This window comes from Hymenobacter glaciei (assembly GCF_039539585.1).
In the GTDB taxonomy this organism is placed as follows: domain Bacteria; phylum Bacteroidota; class Bacteroidia; order Cytophagales; family Hymenobacteraceae; genus Hymenobacter; species Hymenobacter glaciei.
The window spans coordinates 1-17,948 of the sequence record NZ_BAABDK010000033.1 but is presented as its reverse complement, the minus strand read 5'-3'; the positions used below and the strand labels follow the sequence as shown (position 1 = coordinate 17,948).

Sequence of the window (17,948 nt, the reverse complement as noted above, 5' to 3'; positions counted from 1 at the left end):
GGAAAACACCAGCTTAATTGCCCATTGTAGTACCCCTTCATAAATAAGCCCCGGTTTCGAAGTGAAACCGGGGCTTATTTATTGTTGATACAGAGGCGGTTAGTTGTAGCCGGGGTTCTGCGTCACCTTGCCGCTGGTGCGGTCAATTTCCGACTGCGGAATGGGCCGCAGCACGTGGAAATCCTTGATATTCACCGCTGCGTTGGAACCGTAGTTGTCGGTGCCAATCGGCGAGGGCTTGGAGGCCACGAACGCGGGCACGTACTTCTTCACGCGCTCCACGAGCTTGCCGGTGCGCGCCAAGTCGAACCAGCGCATTTGCTCGCCGGCCAGCTCGCGGCTGCGCTCGTCAAGGATGAAATCGATGGTTACCTGCGTGGGGCTCACGTCCATCAGGGCTTTTTTGCCGGGGGCGCCGGCGCGCTCGCGCACCGCGTTGAGGTAGATGACGGCCTGCGCCAGGTTGCTGGTGTACATGCTGGCCTCGGCGGCGATGAGGTAGGTTTCGGCCAAGCGGTACACAATCAGGGGCCGGTCCGACGGGTTGTTCACGGCGGTGCGCGTCATGTCGTCGTACTTGTTGAGCACGGGCGAGAAGTTGGGCGTGTACTTGCTGGGCGGGCCCACCACGAACCGCCCACCCGGCCGTGCGGCAATGCGGGCCAGCTCGACGGCCGAGAGCTCGCGGCCGGGGTACCAGGCGGCGGTATCGCCCACGGTGGCCTTGGGGTTGAAGGCCGTGCCGCCGTTGTTGCCGGGCGAGTTCACGCGCCACACCGTGGTGAACCACTTGTTGTAGCGCGTGTCGGTGGTGCGCAGCTGCTTGTCGGTTTCGCCGGGCAGAATGTACGAATCGAGCAGAAAGGGCGTGGGGCAGAAGCGGCCGTAGGGGCGGCCATTGGCCACGTCGCGCACCATGTTGGGTAGCAGGTCGTAACGGCTCCGGAAGAAGAAGTTGGTCTGGTTGGCGCCGGTGGGGTCGAAGGCGTTCTGGCCCGAAAACACCGCGTCTTGGTTGAACTGCACGTTCATCAGCACCTCCTTGCCGTTCTCGTTGCCCTCGGCAAACACTGTGGCGGCGTCGGCCTCCAGGTCTACGCCGTAGCGCGACTTATTGGTAATCAGCTCGCTGGAGTACTTCAGGGCATTGACGTAGTCGTCGCCCTGCTTGGCCTTCGAAGTGGCCCGGGTGAGGTACACTTTTGCGAGCAGGTGCAGGGCGGTGGCCCGCGTCACGCGGCCGGGCTGCGCGGGCTTGTCGGCGATGTTGTTCATCGTGTCGGTCAGGTCGGCGATGATGGCGGTGTACACGTCGGCCGTGGGGGCCCGCACCACGTCCTTAGTGGGCGCATCCACGAACCTGAGCGACAGCGGAATATCGCCGAACTGCTGCACCAGGAAGAAGTAGTAGTTGGCGCGCAGCAGCTTGGCCTCGGCCACCGTTTGCTTGAGCACGGCGGGCGAAAGCCCCTGCACCGAGGCCGCATACTGAATCACGCCGTTGGCATCGTTGATGTAGCGGTAGATGATGGCCCACTGATTGTTCACCGCCGAGCTCGTCGAGTTTATCAGCGAGGGGTTGTAGTCTTCGTAGCCCTGCGTGGCCGCGAAGCCGCGCATCCACTCGTCGGTCCCTTGTACGCTCAGGTATTCGGCTTCCTCGTTGCCAAACACGTTGCGCAGGCCCGAGTACACACCGGTCAGGCCGGCCTGCACGCCCTCGGGCGTGCCCAGAAACGAGGGCACCAGAATCGAGCGGGGGTTTTCGTCCAGTAGGTCTTTGCTGCAGCTGCTGGCCATGAGGAGCACAGCCAGCGCGGAGACGGTTATAAATGACTTTTTCATGATTATCTATTCGTTGTTAGTTGTTTGTTATCAGGCACTTGTGCGGTTGGTTTCAGCTTAAAGCGAAGCCGAACAACTGACAGCAAGCACCTGACAACTAAAACATTAAAAGCCCAGGTTGACGCCCACGATGACGGCGCGTGTGACTGGGTAGTTCACGCCGCGGCCGGCCTGGTTGGTGTTCACCGCGCCGTTGAGGTCGCCCTCGGCGAAGGCGATGCCGCTGGGGCTGCTGGCGTTGAAGCGCGACGAGTAAGACAACGCGTCGGGGTCAATGGCCCTGTTCTTCTTGTAGAAGCCATTGGGCGACCAGATGAGCGGGTTCTGCACCTGCACATAAATGCGGGCGCTGCCCATCAGGGCCTTCTGGGCCCAGGCGGCCGGAATGGTGTAGCCCAGGTCGATGCTACGCACCTTGATGAACGTACCGTCCACGTATGCCAGCGTCTGGCTGTAGGGCGGGAAGTCGCCGTTGCCCTGGCGGGGCTGGGGGAAAGCATTGGTGGGGTTGGTGGGCGTCCAGTAATCGAGGTTCACCTGGTTGCGGCGGCCTTCGAAAGTGGTGAAGTAGGAGTTGCCGAACAGCAGCGGGTCGACGATGGTAGCGCCCACGCGGGTGAGGGCCACGGCCGTCAAATCGAAGCCCTTGAAGCGGATGCGTTGGGTCATGCCGGCTTCAAACTTGGGCTGGCGCGAACCGATAATCTGGCGGTCGCCCGGGTCCACGAGGCCGTTACCGTTGGGGTCGTCGAGCTTAATCTGGCCTACTTTGCTGCCGGCTTTGGCGGCGGCAGATTCCTCACCCGTCTGCCAGATGCCCACTTTTTTGTAGTCGTAAATCACATACAGCGGCGAGCCGATGAAGCGCTGGTTGCTCAGGTCGCTTTTGGGGTTGCCAGCTTCGTCGTTGCCCAGGCCCAGGTCCAGAATCTTCTCGCGGTTCACGGTGAAGTTCCAGTCGGTGCTCCACTCGAAGCTGCTGGCTGAGCGCACGTTCACCGTGGTCAGGCTGATTTCGAGGCCGCGGTTTTGGGTCTGGCCAATGTTGCGCGTGAAGGAGCTGTAGCCCGTCGAGGTCGGCAGCGCGTCGGGCAGCAGCAGGTCGCTGGTGCGCTGCTGGTACACTTCCACCGAGCCTGTTACCCGGTTGTTAAAGAAGCCGAAATCCAGGCCTACGTTACTGGTGGTGGTGTATTCCCAGCCCAGGTTAGGGTTCGGAATGGTGGCCGGCACCACGCCAATGGCGCCGGTGCTGCCAAAGTTATAGTAGCCATTGCCCAGCGCCGACTGCAGCGAGCCGAGCGTCTGGTACGGGTTGACGGCGGTGCTGCCCACGCGGCCCAGGCTGGCGCGCAGCTTCAGGGCGCTTATCCAGGACTGGTCGCGCACAAAGGGCTCATTGGCAATGTTCCAGGCCACGGCGGCCGAGGGAAACGACTTGTACTTGTTGCCGGGCGCGAGGCGCGACGAGCCGTCGGCGCGCACCGTGAGGGTGGCCGAGTAGCGGTTGTCGTACGAGTAGTTCACCCGCGCCATGTAAGAAATGATGTCGAACTGGCTCTGGTAGCTGAACGGGGCCGTGGGGGTGCCCGCACCGAGGTTGTTGTCGAGCTGGTAGTTGGTCGGGAAGTTCTGGGCGCCGGCCCCGAAGCCGTCGGTGCGGTACTCCTGGGCGCTGTACAAGCCGGTGAAGCCCACATCGTGCTTCCCGAAGCTGCGGTTGTACGTCAGAATATTCTCGGCCAGCAGGTTGAAGGCCAGGCTTTGCGAGCGCGAAGCCGCGTTCTGCCCGCCGCCCCGCGCCGCCGTGCTCGAGGCGTAGAACGAGTCGTTGTTCTCCGAGCGGCCGTCGAGGCCAATGTTCAAGCGGTAGTCCAGCCCTTTCAGGATGTTCACCTGCCCGTACAGGCTGTTGAAGGTGCGGATACGGCGGCGCTGGTCGAGGTGCGCATCGGTGGTGTAATACGTGAGCGGGTTGCCCAGCGCGGTATCGGTGTTCGGAAACAGCACCGGAATCCCGTTCGCATCATAGGCCGAAGCCAGCGGGCTGCCCGTCAGAATGGCGTTGATGACGTTCAGCGAAGGGTCGTTCTGGTTGGTGTAGCTGTTGAGGGTGTTCAGGCCGATTTTGACGCGGCTGCCGATTTTCTGGTCGAGCGTGGCGCGCAGCGAGTAGCGCTGCAGGCGCTGCACGGGCACAATGCCGGTTTCGTCGTAGTAGCCCAGCGAGGCCGAGTATTGCGTTTGCTCGGTGCCGCCGCTCACGCCCAGCGCGTGGTTCTGGATGTGGCCCTTCCGAAACAGGAGGCTTTGGTAATCGGTGGTATTGCCGGCGTTCAGGTTGGCGCGCTCGTCGGGCGTCAGGAAACCGGCCACGGTGTTGGGGTCGACCGCGCCGTTAGCCCTGTAGGCCTGGTAGCGGAAGTCGTAATACTGCTGGCCGTTCTGCAAGTCGAACTTGCCGTAAGCCTGCTTCATGCCGTAATAGCCGCTGTAAGTAGCCTTGGGCGCACCCACCTTGCCGCGCTTCGTGGTGATGAGAATGACCCCGTTGGCCCCGCGTGCCCCATAAATGGCCGTCGAGGAAGCGTCTTTCAGCACTTCCACCGATTGCAGGTCGTCGGGGTTCAGGTCGTTGAGGTTGCCATCATAAGGCACGTTGTCTACCACCAGCAGCGGGTCGTTGCTGCCGGCAAACGAGCGGTTGCCGCGGATGCGAATCACCGGGTTCTGGCCCGGCGAGCTGCTGGCGCTCGAAATGGTGATGCCCGCCGCGCGGCCCTGCAGGGCCTGGCCCACGTTCGACACCGGCACGTCGCGCAGCTGCTCCTCGCTTACCGAGGAAATGGCGCCCGTAACCTGGCTCTTCTTCTGCACGCCATAGCCCACCACCTGCACCTCGTTCAGGGCCTGGGCCTCGGTGGCCAGACGTACATCCACGCGGCCACCGGTGCCCACCGGCACCTCCTTCTTTTCGTAACCAATCGAACTGATAACCAGCGTGCTTGCGCCCTCGGGCACGGCCAGCGAGTACTCGCCGTTCACGTTGGTGGTAGCCCCCACGGTGGTGCCTTTTACAATAATTGTGACACCCGGCAAGCCTTCGCCGGTATCCGACGTGACGGTGCCGGACACCGTGCGGCCAGTCTGAGCCAGCGCCGCCTGCGGCGTTAGGCTCACCAGCAGCAGCACGGCCCCCAGAACAGGCGCCCAAGGCCGCAACGGCAGGGGCGCAATGACAGATAAAGGTACTCGCATGGTAATGAGTGGGTTTGGAAGTGGTTTGGTTTAGTGGTTAGTTGTTAGTGGTCAATAGTTAATAGTTCGTTATTCGTGGAGGCGGCCTTTCTTTAAGGAAGCACTACCAGCAATTAACCGTTGACCATTAACCATTAACCGTTGATTTAAAAGCCAATAGAGTTGCCACCATCCACGGGCAGCGACACGCCGGTGACGTAGCGGGCAGCCTCGGAGGCCAGGAACACGGCCGCGTGGCCGATGTCGGCGGGCTGGCCGAACCTGCCCATGGGCGTGCGGCGCATGGCACGGTCGCGGCGCTCGGGGTCCGAGTTCATGGCCGTGCGGCTCATATCGGTTTCAATGAAGCCCGGCGCGATGGCATTCACCCGCACGCCGTGGGCCGAAAACTCCGAGGCCAGCACCTTCACCATGCCCTCCACGGCCGATTTGGAGGCCGCGTAGGCGACCACGCGGTCGATGCCGTAGTAGGCGGCCATCGACGAAATCATGAGGATAACACCCTTACGGCGGGCCACCATGCGGGCGGCGCAGGCCCGCGTGAGGGCAAAAACCGAGTGCAGGTTGGTGTGCAGAATGCGGCTGAATTCCTCATCGGTTACTTCCAGCGCGGGCTTCTTGAGGTTAATGCCAGCGTTGTTCACCAGAATATCGAGTGGGCCATACGTGGCCTCCACCTGCGCCACCAGCCCATCAATTGAGCCCAGGTCCGTCACATCGTTCACGAGGTATTCTACCGACTCGCCAAGTTCTTCGGCGGCCTCGCGCAGCACCGCCTCGCGCCGCCCCGTAATAACCACCGTGGCCCCGGCCTGCGCCATACAACGGGCAATTTCGAGCCCAATACCGGTGCCGCCGCCCGTCACGAGCGCCAGCTGGCCATCGAGCGAAAACACGTCGGCGTGGCGCTGCTGCGCCTCGGTTACCACGCCGGGAGCGTGCTTGGTCAATCCGTTGGTGTGTATGTAGTTATCCATAGCGGCATAGAAAATGAATTATTTGAGTTGATAGAGGTCGACCAGGCTTTTCACTTCGGCCAGCGTGCGGGTGGGCGGCACAAAGGGCGCTGGAATGGGCTGCTTCGAAAAGGTCTGGAAGTAGAGCACGCAGGCATCGCGCCACCACCGGGCCTCGCGCTGCTGGATTTGCAGGCGGGCCGCCACGTCGGCAAAAAGGGCCGCATCTACCTGAGGCTTCACGGTGGCCCAGCGCCGCTGCATCCAGGCCACCGAGTCGGTGCCGGTGTAGTAGCGCGTCACCAACTCGTTCCAGAGCGTGCGGCCGGTGGAAAGCGGCTGCTTCCAACCCACGTGGTGGAACCAGAGCAGGTAGTTTAGCGGGCAGGTTTTGGCATCGCCCCACTGCTTTTGCACGCCCGGTGCGTACAGCGCCAGCGCGTTGGAGCCGGCAGCGGTGCGGTCGAAACCCAGGCCCAGCGAGTCAGCTTTGTGGTAGTACACGGCCGTCCAGTCGGGGCGGCCGGCCTCGGCCAGCCAGGGCTCGGGGCCGTAGTGAATGCTCTGGCCCATGATGTGGTGCAGGCCCAGCGGCGTGGTGTAGCGCACGTAGATGTCGCGCGATTTGGCCATCACATCCACAATGGTCGCCACGGCCTGGGGCTCACGGGTAAGCGTCATTTTCGTCCACTCCGCCGCAATGGCGGCCGAAGTTAGGGTGTAGTCCCAGGCCAAGCGGCCGAAGGCGTACCAGTTCGCCTGGCCCACGGGGTGGCCGGTCCAGTTGCGGTCGGTGCCGATGTTGGCCACGCCCGCGATGCCGCTGATGCGGTGCTGGTCGAGGCTGCCGTCCACCACTTTGGTCGCCGTCGAGCCGGGACCTTTGGTTTGCGTGTCGGCATCGAGGCACTCCTTGATGAGGGGAGCCACATACACCAGGTGCGAGGCAAAGCCCAGGTACTCCTGCGTGAGCTGCACCTCCAGCACCAGCGGGGTTTTGGGCATGGCCCCAAATAGTGGATGGAAGGGCTCGCGGGACTGAAAATCAATCGGTCCGTTTTTCACCTGCACCAGCACCTTAGGCGCAAACTGCCCATCAAGCGGCTTAAAGTCTTCGTAGGCCTGCTTAAACCGGTCGGAGCTGCCAGCCTTGTACACGAAGGCGCGCCACATCACGATGCCGTCGTGCGTGCCCAGGGCCGCAGCCAGCATGTTGGCCCCGTCGGCGTGGGTACGGCCGTAGTCCTGCGGGCCGGGCTCCCCCTCCGAGTTGGCCTTCACCAGAAAGCCGCCGAAATCGGGAATAGCGTTGTAAATCTCCTCACTTTTGGCTGCCCACCACTGCTTCACCTGCGGGTCGAGCGGGTCGGCCGTTTTCAGGCCGCCAATTACCTTGGGCGCGGCCCAGAACACCGACAGATACACCCTGATTCCATAAGGACGGAACACTCCCGCCAGCGCTTTCACTTTCTGCAGATACTCGGGTGTGAGGTAGCGGGCGCTGGCATTCACGTTGTTGATGGCCACGCCATTGAGGCCAATCGAGGCGTTGGCGCGGGCGTAGTCGGTGTAGCGCGGGTCGAGGCGCTGCGGGAGCTCGTACCATTTCCAGATGCTGGAGCCCGCGTAGCCGCGCTCCACGGTGCCGTTCGGGTTATCCCAATGATTGAGCAAACGGTACTGAATGCGCGGACTGCTGCTCAGGTTGAGGCCGGCAATCGGCTGGCTCGTTTGCAGCTGGCGCAGGAGCGCATACACGCCATAGAGCACCCCGGCCCCACTCCTACCCATCACAGTCAGGTTACGGCCTTGGGTCGAAATGCGGTAACCTTCCAGACTGGCCGGGCTACCGAAAACCTTTGCAGCAGGGACTATGGCAAGTACAATGCCGCGCCGGGTATCACCCGCCGCACTGGCTACCACCGGCACCGGCTGGCCCAACAGTCCCTGCAAGCCACGCTGCAGCTCGGCAGCGGCCGTTTTAAGCACCTCAGCGTTGCCTGTAGCGGCAATAAACTGCGCGGCGGCGCGGTACTGCGTCCGTTGCGGGGAGTCGCCCAGCTGGTCGTACTTCAGCCACAGCCGATATCCGTCGTCGGCCCGGCAAAGGGGCGCGGCAGCGGCGAGTACCAGCAAAAGCAGCAAAGTCCGGAGCAACATGGGTGGGATTTGGAGAGGAGGCTAGTTAGTAGGTGATGCGGGCAGCAGGCGCAGCTATTGTTGGCCCGGCAGCGGCCAAGCTGCGGCGGATGCCGTATTCCAGGCCGCGCAGCTCGGCCAGCCCACGCAGGCGGCCAATGGCGGAGTAGCCGGGGTAAGTTTCCTTCTTCAGGTCGTCGAGCATCTGGTGGCCGTGGTCGGGGCGCATGGGAATGGCGCTGTCGAGCGCACCTTGCTCGGCGCGGCGTTGCTCTTCCAGCACCAGCTCGCTCACCACGGCGTACATGTCCACGTCGCCGGCCAGGTGGTCGGCTTCGTGGAAGTTGCGTGGGTTCTCCTCGCGCTTGGTAGCCCGTAGGTGAATGAAATGGATGCGGGGCCCAAATTGCCGGACCATGGCCGGCAGGTCATTATCAGCCCGCACGCCCAGCGAGCCCGTGCAGAATGTGAGGCCGTTGGCTGGCACGTCGCAGGCAGCAAACAGCGCCGCAACGTCATTAGCCGTGCTCATCACCCGGGGCAGGCCCAGCAGCGGATAGGGCGGGTCGTCGGGGTGAATGCAGAGGTTTACCCCCACTTCCTGCGCCACCGGAGCTACCTGCTGAATGAAGTAGTGCAGGTTGGCGCGCAGCGCGGCCGCGTCAATGTCGGCGTACTCATCAAGCAATTGCTGGAAGCTGGCCAACTCAAACGCTTCTTCCGAACCCGGCAAACCCAGCAACACGGTGTTGGTGAGGTCGGCGATTTCGGCCGCGCTTATGGCGGCAAACTGCTGGCGGGCGGCCTCAGCCACGGCGGGCTCATAGTCGGCCAGCGCGCCGGTGCGCTTTAGAATGCACAGGTCGAACACCGCGAAGTCCTGCCACACAAAGCGCAGGGCGCGCGAGCCGTCAGGCATTTCGTAGCGCACGTTGGTGCGCGACCAATCCAGCACCGGCATGAAGTTGTAGCACACCGTGCGGATGCCGCAGGCCGCCAGGTTGCGCAGCGAAGCCTGGTAGTTGGCTATGTAAGTATCGCGCGCGGGCAGGCCCTTTTTAATGGACTCGTGCACCGGCAGGCTTTCCGCCACGGCCCAGTGCAGGGACGTATGGGCAGCATTGTCAGCTTCTACCAGTTGCTGGCGGGCCCGAATGTCGGCAACCGGCCACTCCTCTCCCACCGGCAGCTGGTGCAGAGCGGTTACCACGCCCGTGCAGCCAGCTTGCCGGATATCGGAGAGAGAAACCGGGTCGTGCGGCCCGAACCAACGCATGGTATGCAACATGGTTTATCAACAAAAGTCCAATTTTCAAATCGACATCCGGCGACCCCGGCAGCAGTTCATTCAAAATACCCTGGGAAGCTATCTGGTTAACTTCTTTTCGAAGATAGATAGAAAGACAAACGCTTGCGACACCCAAAATCTGCTCAAATTCAACAAAATCAAATAAAAACTATCGGCAACGTTTCCGGAAACGTTGCCGATAGAAAATTTTATCTATCTATTAGCCAAAAATATTTTTCTTTATTACATTTGAGTAAGTACTCACCTTGGCGCCGTATAGTAGCCAAAACCCACTGGCTCCTATTAACTAAATCCTATTTCAGATGATTGCCTGCCCGAAGTGCAAACTGCCCGATGCCGTCCTGAGAGCCGGCTTTGTGCGTGGCCGCCAGCGCTACCTCTGCAAGACCTGCGACTACCACTTCACCGAAGAAAAAACCGGCCCCACGCAGCCCCGCCGCCGGGCCCAGACGACTATCGGCGATGTAGCGAAAGCGGTGGGTGTAGCTTCATCCACCGTATCGCGGGCCTTGAACGGGCACACCGACATCAGCCCCGTCACCCGCCAGGCCATTCTCGATGCCGCGCGCCAGCTCGACTACCAGCCCAACCTGCTAGCCCAAAGTCTGAAAAGCCGCGAAACCCACACGGTAGGCGTGCTGATACCAGACATTGAGCGGCCGTTTTTTGCGACGGTGGTGAGCGGTATTCAGTCGGTAGCCACTGAGGCGGGCTACCGGGTGATGATTTGCCAGTCAAAGGAGTCGTACCGCACGGAGGTGAGCAACGTGCAGGCGCTGGTGGCCAGCCAAGTCGACGGCCTGCTCATCTGCCACTCGCGGGAAACCGAGAACTTCGACCACGTGAAGCCGGGGGCCTGCCGGGGCATTCCGGTGGTGCATTTCGACCGCGTGAGCAACGAAGTGGACAGCGCCAAAGTCATTCTCGACGACTGGAATGGCGCTTTCAAGGTAACCGAGCACCTTATTCAGCAGGGGGCACGGCGCATAGCTATTCTGGCCGGGCCCGAGTCGCTGCTCATCAGCCGCAACCGCCTGGCTGGCTACCAGAGTGCCCTGCGCCACTACGAGTTGCCGCTGCGCCCAGAGTATGAGGTGCACATTGGGTTTCAGACGGAGGAGGCCGAAGCGGCCCTCGACGCCTGGCTGGCCCTGCCGCAGCCGCCCGATGCCATTTTCGCCATCAACTACACCAATGCCTTTGACCTACTGGTGGCCCTGAAAAAGCGCCGCATTCGCGTGCCGCAGGATGTGGCCGTGGTGGGTTTTGGTGATGAGTTTATGGCGGCCATGATTGAGCCCGGCCTTACCACCGTCGACTTGCACCCCTACCGCATCGGCCAGCAGGCCGCCCGCCTTTTTCTGGAACAGGTGGAGCAGAAGGAGCAGTTCCAACCCCGCACCTTCGTCATTGCCGGCGACCTCATTATCCGGCAGTCCTCGCTGAAAGGCCAGGGCGAATTGTTTCGGCTGAGTATCTAGAGCAGTTTCGAAGTCGGTTATTGTAGGGGCGGGGCTCGCCCCCGCCCGGACGTTCGCGCCAAGCCTACGACTCCCTTCAACGACGGGCGGGGGGAAGCCCTATAGGGTACGACCCCGCCCTCTACATCGCACAAGAACCTTGTAAACCCTCTAGGCGCAGAGGTAGCTGGAAGCCCATTTCTGTTATTGATTTGAAAAAATAGCCTTTCCATTTTGAAAAAATTTATCCCCGCTGCGCGAATTGCGTAGCGGGGATTTTTCGTTAACCATCTAATTGTCAGTTACCAATATATTTTCGATTGAAATATCATTGAATCGGCACTGGTATTGGCATTGAGTGGCAGTCACCAAACACCTGCTGCCATGGCCATTCTCGAAAACCTCACCAAAGCCGCCAAAGGCTTCTTCGTTGAAGAAGACGGCGCGCCCTCCAAAGCGACCGCGCCGGTCCCGTTCGTTGCGCCGGCTCCTGCTCCGCTGCTTATAGCCAGCGCTGGCCCGCAGTCAACCCAGGCCGAGCAGCGCCACCGCGACCACATCGCCAGCCTGCTGGCCAGCGACGGCAAGGATTTCGGCACCTACACCAAAATGGTGAACAGCATGGGCGGCAGCGGCCTCAGCGGCCCGCTGCTCTACCAAACGGCCTTCAACGCCTTCGCCGCTCTCACCAACACCGACCTGCCTACGCTGCTGGCCTCAGCCGACACGCTCAGCCAGAAGCTTACCGACGACCGGGCCCGGGTACAGCAGCGCCACCGCGAAAAGCTGGGCGAAAGCGCCAACCCGCCAGGCCCGCCCAGCCCGCTGACGCAGCTGCAGAAGCAGGAAAGCCAGCTGCAAAGCGAAGTAGCCGCCCTCACCGAGCAGCTCGCCGCCAAAAACCTGCAACTGACCGATACGCGGCAGCAGGCGCAGGCCGAACGCCAGAAAACCCAGGCCGCGCTGGCCTCTTACGAGCTGGCCCACGCTGCAGCGGCGGCCGAGCTCCAGGCCCACCGCCAGGCTACACTATCCTTCCTGACATCAACCCCTTCCCGCTAACCATTTCCAAACCCTTACTCCTATGAATACGCTCCCTTCTTTAAATTCTGATTCGTCCGAGCTGCCCAAGTGGCAACAGCCGGAGAAAATGGCCGGCCGCGTGCTGATGGTGGGCCTGGCCGGTGCGGCCGTGTACTACTGGGGCGTGATTCTGCCCTTCCTGGTCGATATGGTGTTCGACACCGTGAAGCTGGGCATTGGCCTGGGCGTGCTGTTCGTGCTGTTTCTGCTGGCCACGAACAAGCGCATTCACGCCGGGCTGTGGTATGCCGGGCAGCGCATTCTGCGCACGGCGGCCGGCATTTTCGTGAACACCGACCCCATCGGCATCATGGAAGACTACATCCGCAACACCGAAAAGGAAGCGCGGAAAATGGACGCCGAAGTCACCAACATTGAAGGCGCGCACGAGCTGGTGAAGCGCAAGCTGGCTGCCAACTCCGCCCAGATGCAGGAGTACCTGGGCCTGGCCGACGCCGCCACCCGCCAGGGCGAAAAAGACATGGCCGAGAGCTACGCCTCCCGCGCTGCCCAGATTCTGGATTATAACCAGCGCCTGCAGCCAATGGCCACGACGACAGCCAACGTGACGGTGGTGATGCGCCAGATTCTGAAGGCAGCTCTGCGCCAGATTGACGGCAGCAAGTTCAAAGTTGGCCTCTTGAAAGACGAGTACGCCCTGGTGAAGCGCACCAGCTCGGGCATGCGCGCGGCGATGAACATCCTGCGCGGCGACCCCGACAAGAAGTACTTCTTTGATCTGGCCACCGACCGCGTGGCCCAGGACATGGCCCAGCAGCTCGGCCAGATTAAGCAGGCCATGCGCTACTCGCAGGAGTTCGTGAAAGAGATGGACATCCAGAACGGCGTGATGAGCGAGAAGGGCCAGCGCCTGCTGGAGAAGTATCAGAAAGGCGATTTCAACGCCGTGCTGAACGAAAAGCCGCAGCAACCCCAGAGTATTTCCACTACCAAAAAAGCCTCCGATGATGCCTATTCTAGCCTGCTTGACTAGCTTTTTGCTGGCCTGCGCCTGCCTCGGTAGCGTGGACTTTGTAGTCCGCGAATCGTCGGCCCAGGCTCCACAGGCTCACGTGGCCCGGCCCGTTGCCTGGCAGCGGGCCCCCAGCAAACCAGCCGCTCCGCTCCTGGCCCACACGCACCAGAGCGCCAGCCGCTAAGCTTCCCCCATTCCATTCTAAACACAACACGCGCCTCGTGGCGCGGGCGCGGTCGAAATGTCCCTCCGGGTACGACCGCGCTATAACCAACCAAAACCATGACCACTCGCGGTAAATTTTTAATCGGCCTCATTCTGGTGGCCGTCCTGTACTTCGGCATCAACAAGCTGGTTTCCAGCGGGGCCGTCTTTAAAAAGGCTGAAACGCAATCGGTGCTGCTGAACTCGATTGAGCTGCCCACGGCCACCGGCGGTAATCGGGCCAATATCGTGGTGCCGCTGGCGCAGCTGCCCGGCACTGCCCCGGCCGACAAGGGCACGCCCATCACCTGGGAGGTGATGGCCTGGAACAGCCAGATGGCTGGCATGCTGGCCAACGGTGGCCCCCGCTCTACAATGGGCTCGGTGGCAGCAGCCAACGGCCTGGATATGCAGATTGTGCGCCAGGACGACGTGAGCAAGATGCAGGCTGACCTAGTCAAAAACGCCCTCGACCTGCAAAACAAGCCCGAAACGCCGGGCCTGATTGTGAGCATCATGGGCGACGGCCTGCCCGGCTTCTCGGCCGTGCAGAATGAGCTGAAGAAGGCCGGCACGCAGCTGCAGGTTATTCCCTACTCGGTGGGCAAATCCTTCGGCGAAGACAAGCTGATGGGCCCGAAAGAATGGCTGGATAACCCCAAACTGGCCTTGGGCAAAACCGTGGCTTGCTACCTGCGCGACGGCGACCAGAACATCGCCCTGAAGTGGTGCGCCGACAACGGCCTGAAGGTGAACCCCGACGAAACCACCTACGACCCCGAAGCCGTGAACTTCATGTCGGCCAGCGACTTCCTCGTAGCTGCCGAGAAGTATATCCTCGGCAAGCCGGAAGCCCGCACCAAAGTGGTAAACGGCAAGAACACCGGCGTAAAAATCGACGTGGTGGCCGACGCCGTGGCCACCTGGACGCCCGGCGACGTGAACATCGCCAAGCAGCGCGGCGGCCTTGTCAACATCGTGAGCACGAAAGACTACTCGAACCAGATGCCCAACATCATGGTGACCACCAAGCGCTGGTACGATGCTCACCCCAAAGAAGTGCTGGGTCTGATGACGGCCTTCGCCGTAGCCGGCGACCAGGTGAAAAGCCACCCCGAAGCCCTGACCCGCGCTGCCGACATCTCGGCCACTGTGTATGGCGACCAGGACAAGCCCGGCGCCTACTGGCTGAAGTATTACAAAGGCGTGAGCGAGGCCGACCGTAACGGCGACGTGGTGGAGCTGGGGGGCAGCAAAGCCTTCAACTTCAGCGACAACCTGAGCCTGTTTGGCCTCGACGAAGGCGGTACCAACATTTACGCGGCCGTGTACAAAACTTTCGGCGACGTGCAGAGCAAGCTCTACCCCAAGGAACTGCCCAGTTACGTGCCCCTCACCGAAATGCTGGACCTGACGCCCCTAAAGAAACTGCAGCAGCAATACAAAGGCAAAGCCGTGGCGCCGGCCGAAACCCAGCAGTTTGCCGCTGGTGAGGAAATCCGCCAGAGCGTGAGCAAGCGCGCCTGGAACATCGCCTTCAACTCGGGCCAGAGCAGCTTCACCCCCGCTGCCGAGCGTGACCTGAACCAGCTCTTCAACGACCTCGTGGTGGCTGGCCGCCTGAAAGTGGCCGTGCACGGCCACACCGACAACGCCGGCGACCCTGGCAAAAACCAGCAGCTCTCGGAAGACCGGGCCATGGCCGTGCAGCACTGGCTGGAAGCCAAAAGCCGCAGCGCCTTCCCCGACGGCCGCGTGCAGGTGTACGCCCACGGTGCCTCCGAGCCAGTCGCCAGCAACGGAACGCCGGATGGCAAAGCCAAAAACCGCCGCGTGGAGGTAGTGCTAGGGAATTAACCAGTAGTAGAAAGCGAAAAAGAACGTCATGCTCATCTGGCGTCCGCGCAGCCGAAGCATCTCGCGTGTGGAAGTAATCAATCCCTTTGCAACGATTGAATTAGCAATGCACGCGAGATGCTTCGACTACGCGGACGCCAGATGAGCATGACGTTCTGATTTTCTCTATTTAAAAATGAAATCCCTTTTCGCCCCCAACGCCCAGCCGGCCCGCCTCGTGTTCACCACGATGGCAGTAGGACAAGTGGCCCTGTTGCTACTATTGTGGCTGTTTTACCCCATGCAACTCTTCCCCAGCCTGGGCGAAGTCATCCGCTCGCTCGGCGACCTCATCACCACGCAGGGCCTGATACAGGAGCTGTGGGCCAGCATGACTACGGCCATTGAGGCGCTGGCCGTGGCCACGGTACTGGCGCTGGTGATATCCTACCTCACGGCACTGCCCTTCTTTCGGCCCATCGCCTACGCGGCCAGCAAGATGCGCTACCTCACCCTCACGGGCCTGACCTTCTTCATGGCCCTGATGCTCAACTCGGGCCACCAGGTCAAGCTCTCAGTGCTCATCTTCGGGGCTACGGTGTACCTGGTGACGGGCATGACGAGCGTAATCCTGACCACCACCCAAGAGGAAATGGACCACGCCCGCACCCTGGGCATGAGCGAGTGGCGCAGCTTCTACGAAGTCGTGGTACTGGGCAAGCTCGACGAGATGCTCGAAGTCGTGCGCCAGAACTTTGCCATCATCTGGACCATGATTACGCTCGTCGAAACCCTCTACCAATCGGAAGGCGGTATCGGCCTGCTCCTCTACAAGCAGAACCGCTACCTGCACCTCGATGGAGTGCTGGCTATTCAACTGGTGATTCTGGCTACCGGTGCTGCGCAGGACTACGTGTTTGTTCTGCTGCGGCGGGTGTTTTTCCCCTACTCGGCGCTGGGCGCGACGGTCTAACCCCACCCCCCGGCCCCCTCCCCGGTGGGGAGGGGGTGTCACGGCGAAAACTTCAATCATTCGAAACTAAAAAAAGGCCCAACCCGACCTACGCCGCCTCGGCTCCCCCTCCCCACCGGGGAGGGGGCCGGGGGGTGGGGTCGACGAGCGCACGAAACCCATGACCGCCCACACCTACGCCTACCGCGACCCCATCCTCACCCTCAACAACGTCTCCATCTCCTTCAACGGAGAAAAAGTCCTGCGCGACATCAACGCCCAGGTCCTCGACGTGACGCGGCCCAACATGAGCCAGGGACAGGTCGTGGGCTTCTACGGCCGCTCGGGCATCGGCAAGTCGGTGCTGTGCCGCATCATGGCGGGCCTCATCGCCCCCAGCACCGGCACCGTGGAAGTTGGCCTCGCCCAGCAGCCCGTGGAGCCCGGCCTCGTGGGCTTCGTGCAGCAGCGCTACCCCCTCTTCGACCACCGCACCCTGCACGACAACCTGCTGGTGGCCGCCCAGCGCAAGCACGCCCCCGCCGACGCCCGCCAGCACGTCGACACCTACCTCGAACGCTTCGGCCTGGCCCCGCACCGGCGCAAGTACCCGGCCTTGCTCTCGGGCGGGCAGCGCCAGCGGGCAGCCATCGCCCAGCAGCTGCTCTGCTCCGACCACCTCATCCTGCTCGATGAGCCCTTCTCCGGCCTCGACGTGGCCATGATTGATGAAGTGAAGAAAATCATCGTCGAAGTCACCACCATGGACGAGCTGAACACCGTCATCATCGTCTCGCACGACATCGTGACTACCACCGCCCTGGCCGACCGCCTCTGGCTGCTCGGCTACGAGCACGACGCGGCCGGGGCCCTCGTGCCGGGCGCCACCATCAGCCCCCAGCACCAATACAACCTGGCCGAAATGGGCCTCGCCTGGCACGAAAACGTCGAAGCTGAACCCGAATTCGCCCAGTTCGTGGAGCATATCAAGCAGGAGATCCGGGGGAGTTAGGCATCAACTGAAACTATTAGCTGCAGTAGATTTATCCGAATATCTGGCTCAAATCAAAACAGCAATGAGAGAAACAAACGAAGGGATGGTGCAAATTCTCGATGCATTAAGAGAGAATGGCTTCCATGGTTGTAAAGTCAGAATCACCTTGGATAGTGAAGATATACTCGTCAAACTCGGCATGAATGAAAGAGAGTTTATGCAACTGAAGAAGCTGTTATCCTTTCAACCTTTCGAAAGTATTGAGGCTGGCAAGTACCGATACTTTTATGCTGGAGTTTATTGGGCAACCGCTACTCAAGAACTAGCACGTATTCGAATAGAGCAGGGAAAACGGCACAAGGAATTCGAATTTGAGGTATCAAAATAATTAAGCGCTAATCTGCAATGGATAAAAATCTCTAAAGACAAATCGCAATTATCCCACTTGATAATAGCCGAGTAACTTAGGTACCCTAATGCAAATAAGTTTGCAGTACGACCAGCTCCCCATTTGGAACTCGCCCAATTAAAGTTCGAGTAAAACCGCTACTAAAAGTGTGGTTTTCTAGCTTTTCGAATCCATCATAATAAGATTATGGGCTCCCTGTTTCAAGCATTAGCAACCACACTTCATCACATCCGGTCAAATAGCCTTGCAGATTTTTACTCTTGCGATTGATGATGTTCTGAATGGCTACAATTGGCGCGTCAGGCACCATAAATGATGTAATATGTGACCAGCAAGGAATTGCAAGCTTGTTTGAAAATGAGATTCCAATGCTTCGAATATGACTGTGATTCAGTCTATCCTTGCGAATTGAGAAGTGAGATTTATGATGTGCAAGCGCTTTCACTTCCGAAATCGACCTAATAACTGATGTTACGCAGCCAGTTTGGTCAAAGTGTAGTGCATGGCTTTGAGTCCGCGCAAATAAA

Annotated in this window: 14 protein-coding genes; 8 read left to right on the top strand and 6 right to left on the bottom strand. The window is 60.7% G+C overall.

The genetic code is table 11. From position 1 onward, the window contains the following. Positions 1-99: 99 nt before the first annotated feature. The 5 genes from ABD837_RS21785 to uxuA form a co-directional block, all read right to left on the bottom strand. On the bottom strand, positions 100-1,845 hold the full coding sequence (locus tag ABD837_RS21785; RefSeq protein ID WP_345058829.1) for a RagB/SusD family nutrient uptake outer membrane protein: 1,746 nt from the start codon (positions 1,843-1,845) through the stop codon (positions 100-102). A gap of 105 nt (positions 1,846-1,950) precedes the next feature. Further along, a complete protein-coding gene (locus ABD837_RS21780) occupies positions 1,951-5,103 on the bottom strand; it encodes a SusC/RagA family TonB-linked outer membrane protein (RefSeq protein WP_345058827.1) in 3,153 nt (1,050 codons plus the stop codon). A 146-nt stretch (positions 5,104-5,249) separates the two neighbouring features. Next, complete coding sequence (locus tag ABD837_RS21775; RefSeq protein ID WP_345058825.1) at positions 5,250-6,080, bottom strand: SDR family NAD(P)-dependent oxidoreductase; 831 nt, start codon at positions 6,078-6,080, stop codon at positions 5,250-5,252. 18 nt (positions 6,081-6,098) lie between these two features. Further along, positions 6,099-8,219, bottom strand: coding sequence for an alpha-glucuronidase family glycosyl hydrolase (locus tag ABD837_RS21770; protein WP_345058823.1), 2,121 nt, complete (start codon positions 8,217-8,219; stop codon positions 6,099-6,101). Positions 8,220-8,244: 25 nt separating this feature from the next. Next, entirely contained in the window at positions 8,245-9,486 is a 1,242-nt protein-coding gene (gene uxuA / locus ABD837_RS21765; RefSeq protein ID WP_345058821.1) for a mannonate dehydratase, read from the bottom strand. A 323-nt stretch (positions 9,487-9,809) separates the two neighbouring features. Here uxuA and ABD837_RS21760 point away from each other — a divergent pair, with 323 nt between their 5' ends. The 8 genes from ABD837_RS21760 (at position 9,810) to ABD837_RS21725 (ending at position 17,400) form a co-directional block, all read left to right on the top strand. After that, positions 9,810-10,988 (top strand): LacI family DNA-binding transcriptional regulator, encoded by a 1,179-nt coding sequence (locus ABD837_RS21760; RefSeq protein WP_345058819.1) that lies wholly within the window; start codon positions 9,810-9,812, stop codon positions 10,986-10,988. 363 nt (positions 10,989-11,351) lie between these two features. After that, on the top strand, positions 11,352-12,029 hold the full coding sequence (locus tag ABD837_RS21755; RefSeq protein WP_345058817.1) for a hypothetical protein: 678 nt from the start codon (positions 11,352-11,354) through the stop codon (positions 12,027-12,029). Between the two features lie 22 nt (positions 12,030-12,051). Beyond that, positions 12,052-13,044 carry a PspA/IM30 family protein gene (locus tag ABD837_RS21750; RefSeq protein WP_345058815.1) on the top strand — a complete coding sequence of 331 codons (993 nt, stop codon included), beginning with the start codon at positions 12,052-12,054 and terminating at the stop codon, positions 13,042-13,044. Beyond that, positions 13,037-13,210, top strand: a complete 174-nt coding sequence (locus ABD837_RS21745) for a hypothetical protein (protein ID WP_345058814.1) — start codon at positions 13,037-13,039, stop codon at positions 13,208-13,210. Before ABD837_RS21750 ends, ABD837_RS21745 begins: the two co-directional genes overlap by 8 nt. 98 nt (positions 13,211-13,308) lie before the next feature. Next, a complete protein-coding gene (locus tag ABD837_RS21740) occupies positions 13,309-15,087 on the top strand; it encodes an OmpA family protein (RefSeq protein ID WP_345058812.1) in 1,779 nt (592 codons plus the stop codon). A 175-nt stretch (positions 15,088-15,262) separates the two neighbouring features. Continuing rightward, entirely contained in the window at positions 15,263-16,039 is a 777-nt protein-coding gene (locus ABD837_RS21735; RefSeq protein WP_345058809.1) for an ABC transporter permease, read from the top strand. Between the two features lie 160 nt (positions 16,040-16,199). Then, entirely contained in the window at positions 16,200-17,030 is an 831-nt protein-coding gene (locus ABD837_RS21730; protein ID WP_345058807.1) for an ATP-binding cassette domain-containing protein, read from the top strand. Positions 17,031-17,094: 64 nt separating this feature from the next. Beyond that, entirely contained in the window at positions 17,095-17,400 is a 306-nt protein-coding gene (locus ABD837_RS21725; protein WP_345058805.1) for a hypothetical protein, read from the top strand. Between the two features lie 205 nt (positions 17,401-17,605). On the opposite strand, the gene ABD837_RS21720 is transcribed toward ABD837_RS21725, so the two are convergent. Further along, a partial coding sequence (locus ABD837_RS21720) for a hypothetical protein (protein ID WP_345058802.1) occupies positions 17,606-17,948 on the bottom strand: 343 nt, incomplete at its 5' end.

What these genes read in the sequence shown, in the direction of transcription:
- ABD837_RS21750 (WP_345058815.1), top strand. Translation starts at nt 12,052, where the DNA reads ATGAATACGCTCCCTTCTTTAAATTCTGATTCGTCCGAGCTGCCCAAG.
- ABD837_RS21780 (WP_345058827.1), bottom strand. Translation starts at nt 5,103, where the DNA reads ATGCGAGTACCTTTATCTGTCATTGCGCCCCTGCCGTTGCGGCCTTGG.
- ABD837_RS21740 (WP_345058812.1), top strand. Translation starts at nt 13,309, where the DNA reads ATGACCACTCGCGGTAAATTTTTAATCGGCCTCATTCTGGTGGCCGTC.
- ABD837_RS21735 (WP_345058809.1), top strand. Translation starts at nt 15,263, where the DNA reads ATGAAATCCCTTTTCGCCCCCAACGCCCAGCCGGCCCGCCTCGTGTTC.
- ABD837_RS21785 (WP_345058829.1), bottom strand. Translation starts at nt 1,845, where the DNA reads ATGAAAAAGTCATTTATAACCGTCTCCGCGCTGGCTGTGCTCCTCATG.
- ABD837_RS21760 (WP_345058819.1), top strand. Translation starts at nt 9,810, where the DNA reads ATGATTGCCTGCCCGAAGTGCAAACTGCCCGATGCCGTCCTGAGAGCC.
- ABD837_RS21730 (WP_345058807.1), top strand. Translation starts at nt 16,200, where the DNA reads ATGACCGCCCACACCTACGCCTACCGCGACCCCATCCTCACCCTCAAC.
- ABD837_RS21770 (WP_345058823.1), bottom strand. Translation starts at nt 8,219, where the DNA reads ATGTTGCTCCGGACTTTGCTGCTTTTGCTGGTACTCGCCGCTGCCGCG.
- ABD837_RS21725 (WP_345058805.1), top strand. Translation starts at nt 17,095, where the DNA reads ATGAGAGAAACAAACGAAGGGATGGTGCAAATTCTCGATGCATTAAGA.
- ABD837_RS21755 (WP_345058817.1), top strand. Translation starts at nt 11,352, where the DNA reads ATGGCCATTCTCGAAAACCTCACCAAAGCCGCCAAAGGCTTCTTCGTT.
- uxuA (WP_345058821.1), bottom strand. Translation starts at nt 9,486, where the DNA reads ATGTTGCATACCATGCGTTGGTTCGGGCCGCACGACCCGGTTTCTCTC.
- ABD837_RS21775 (WP_345058825.1), bottom strand. Translation starts at nt 6,080, where the DNA reads ATGGATAACTACATACACACCAACGGATTGACCAAGCACGCTCCCGGC.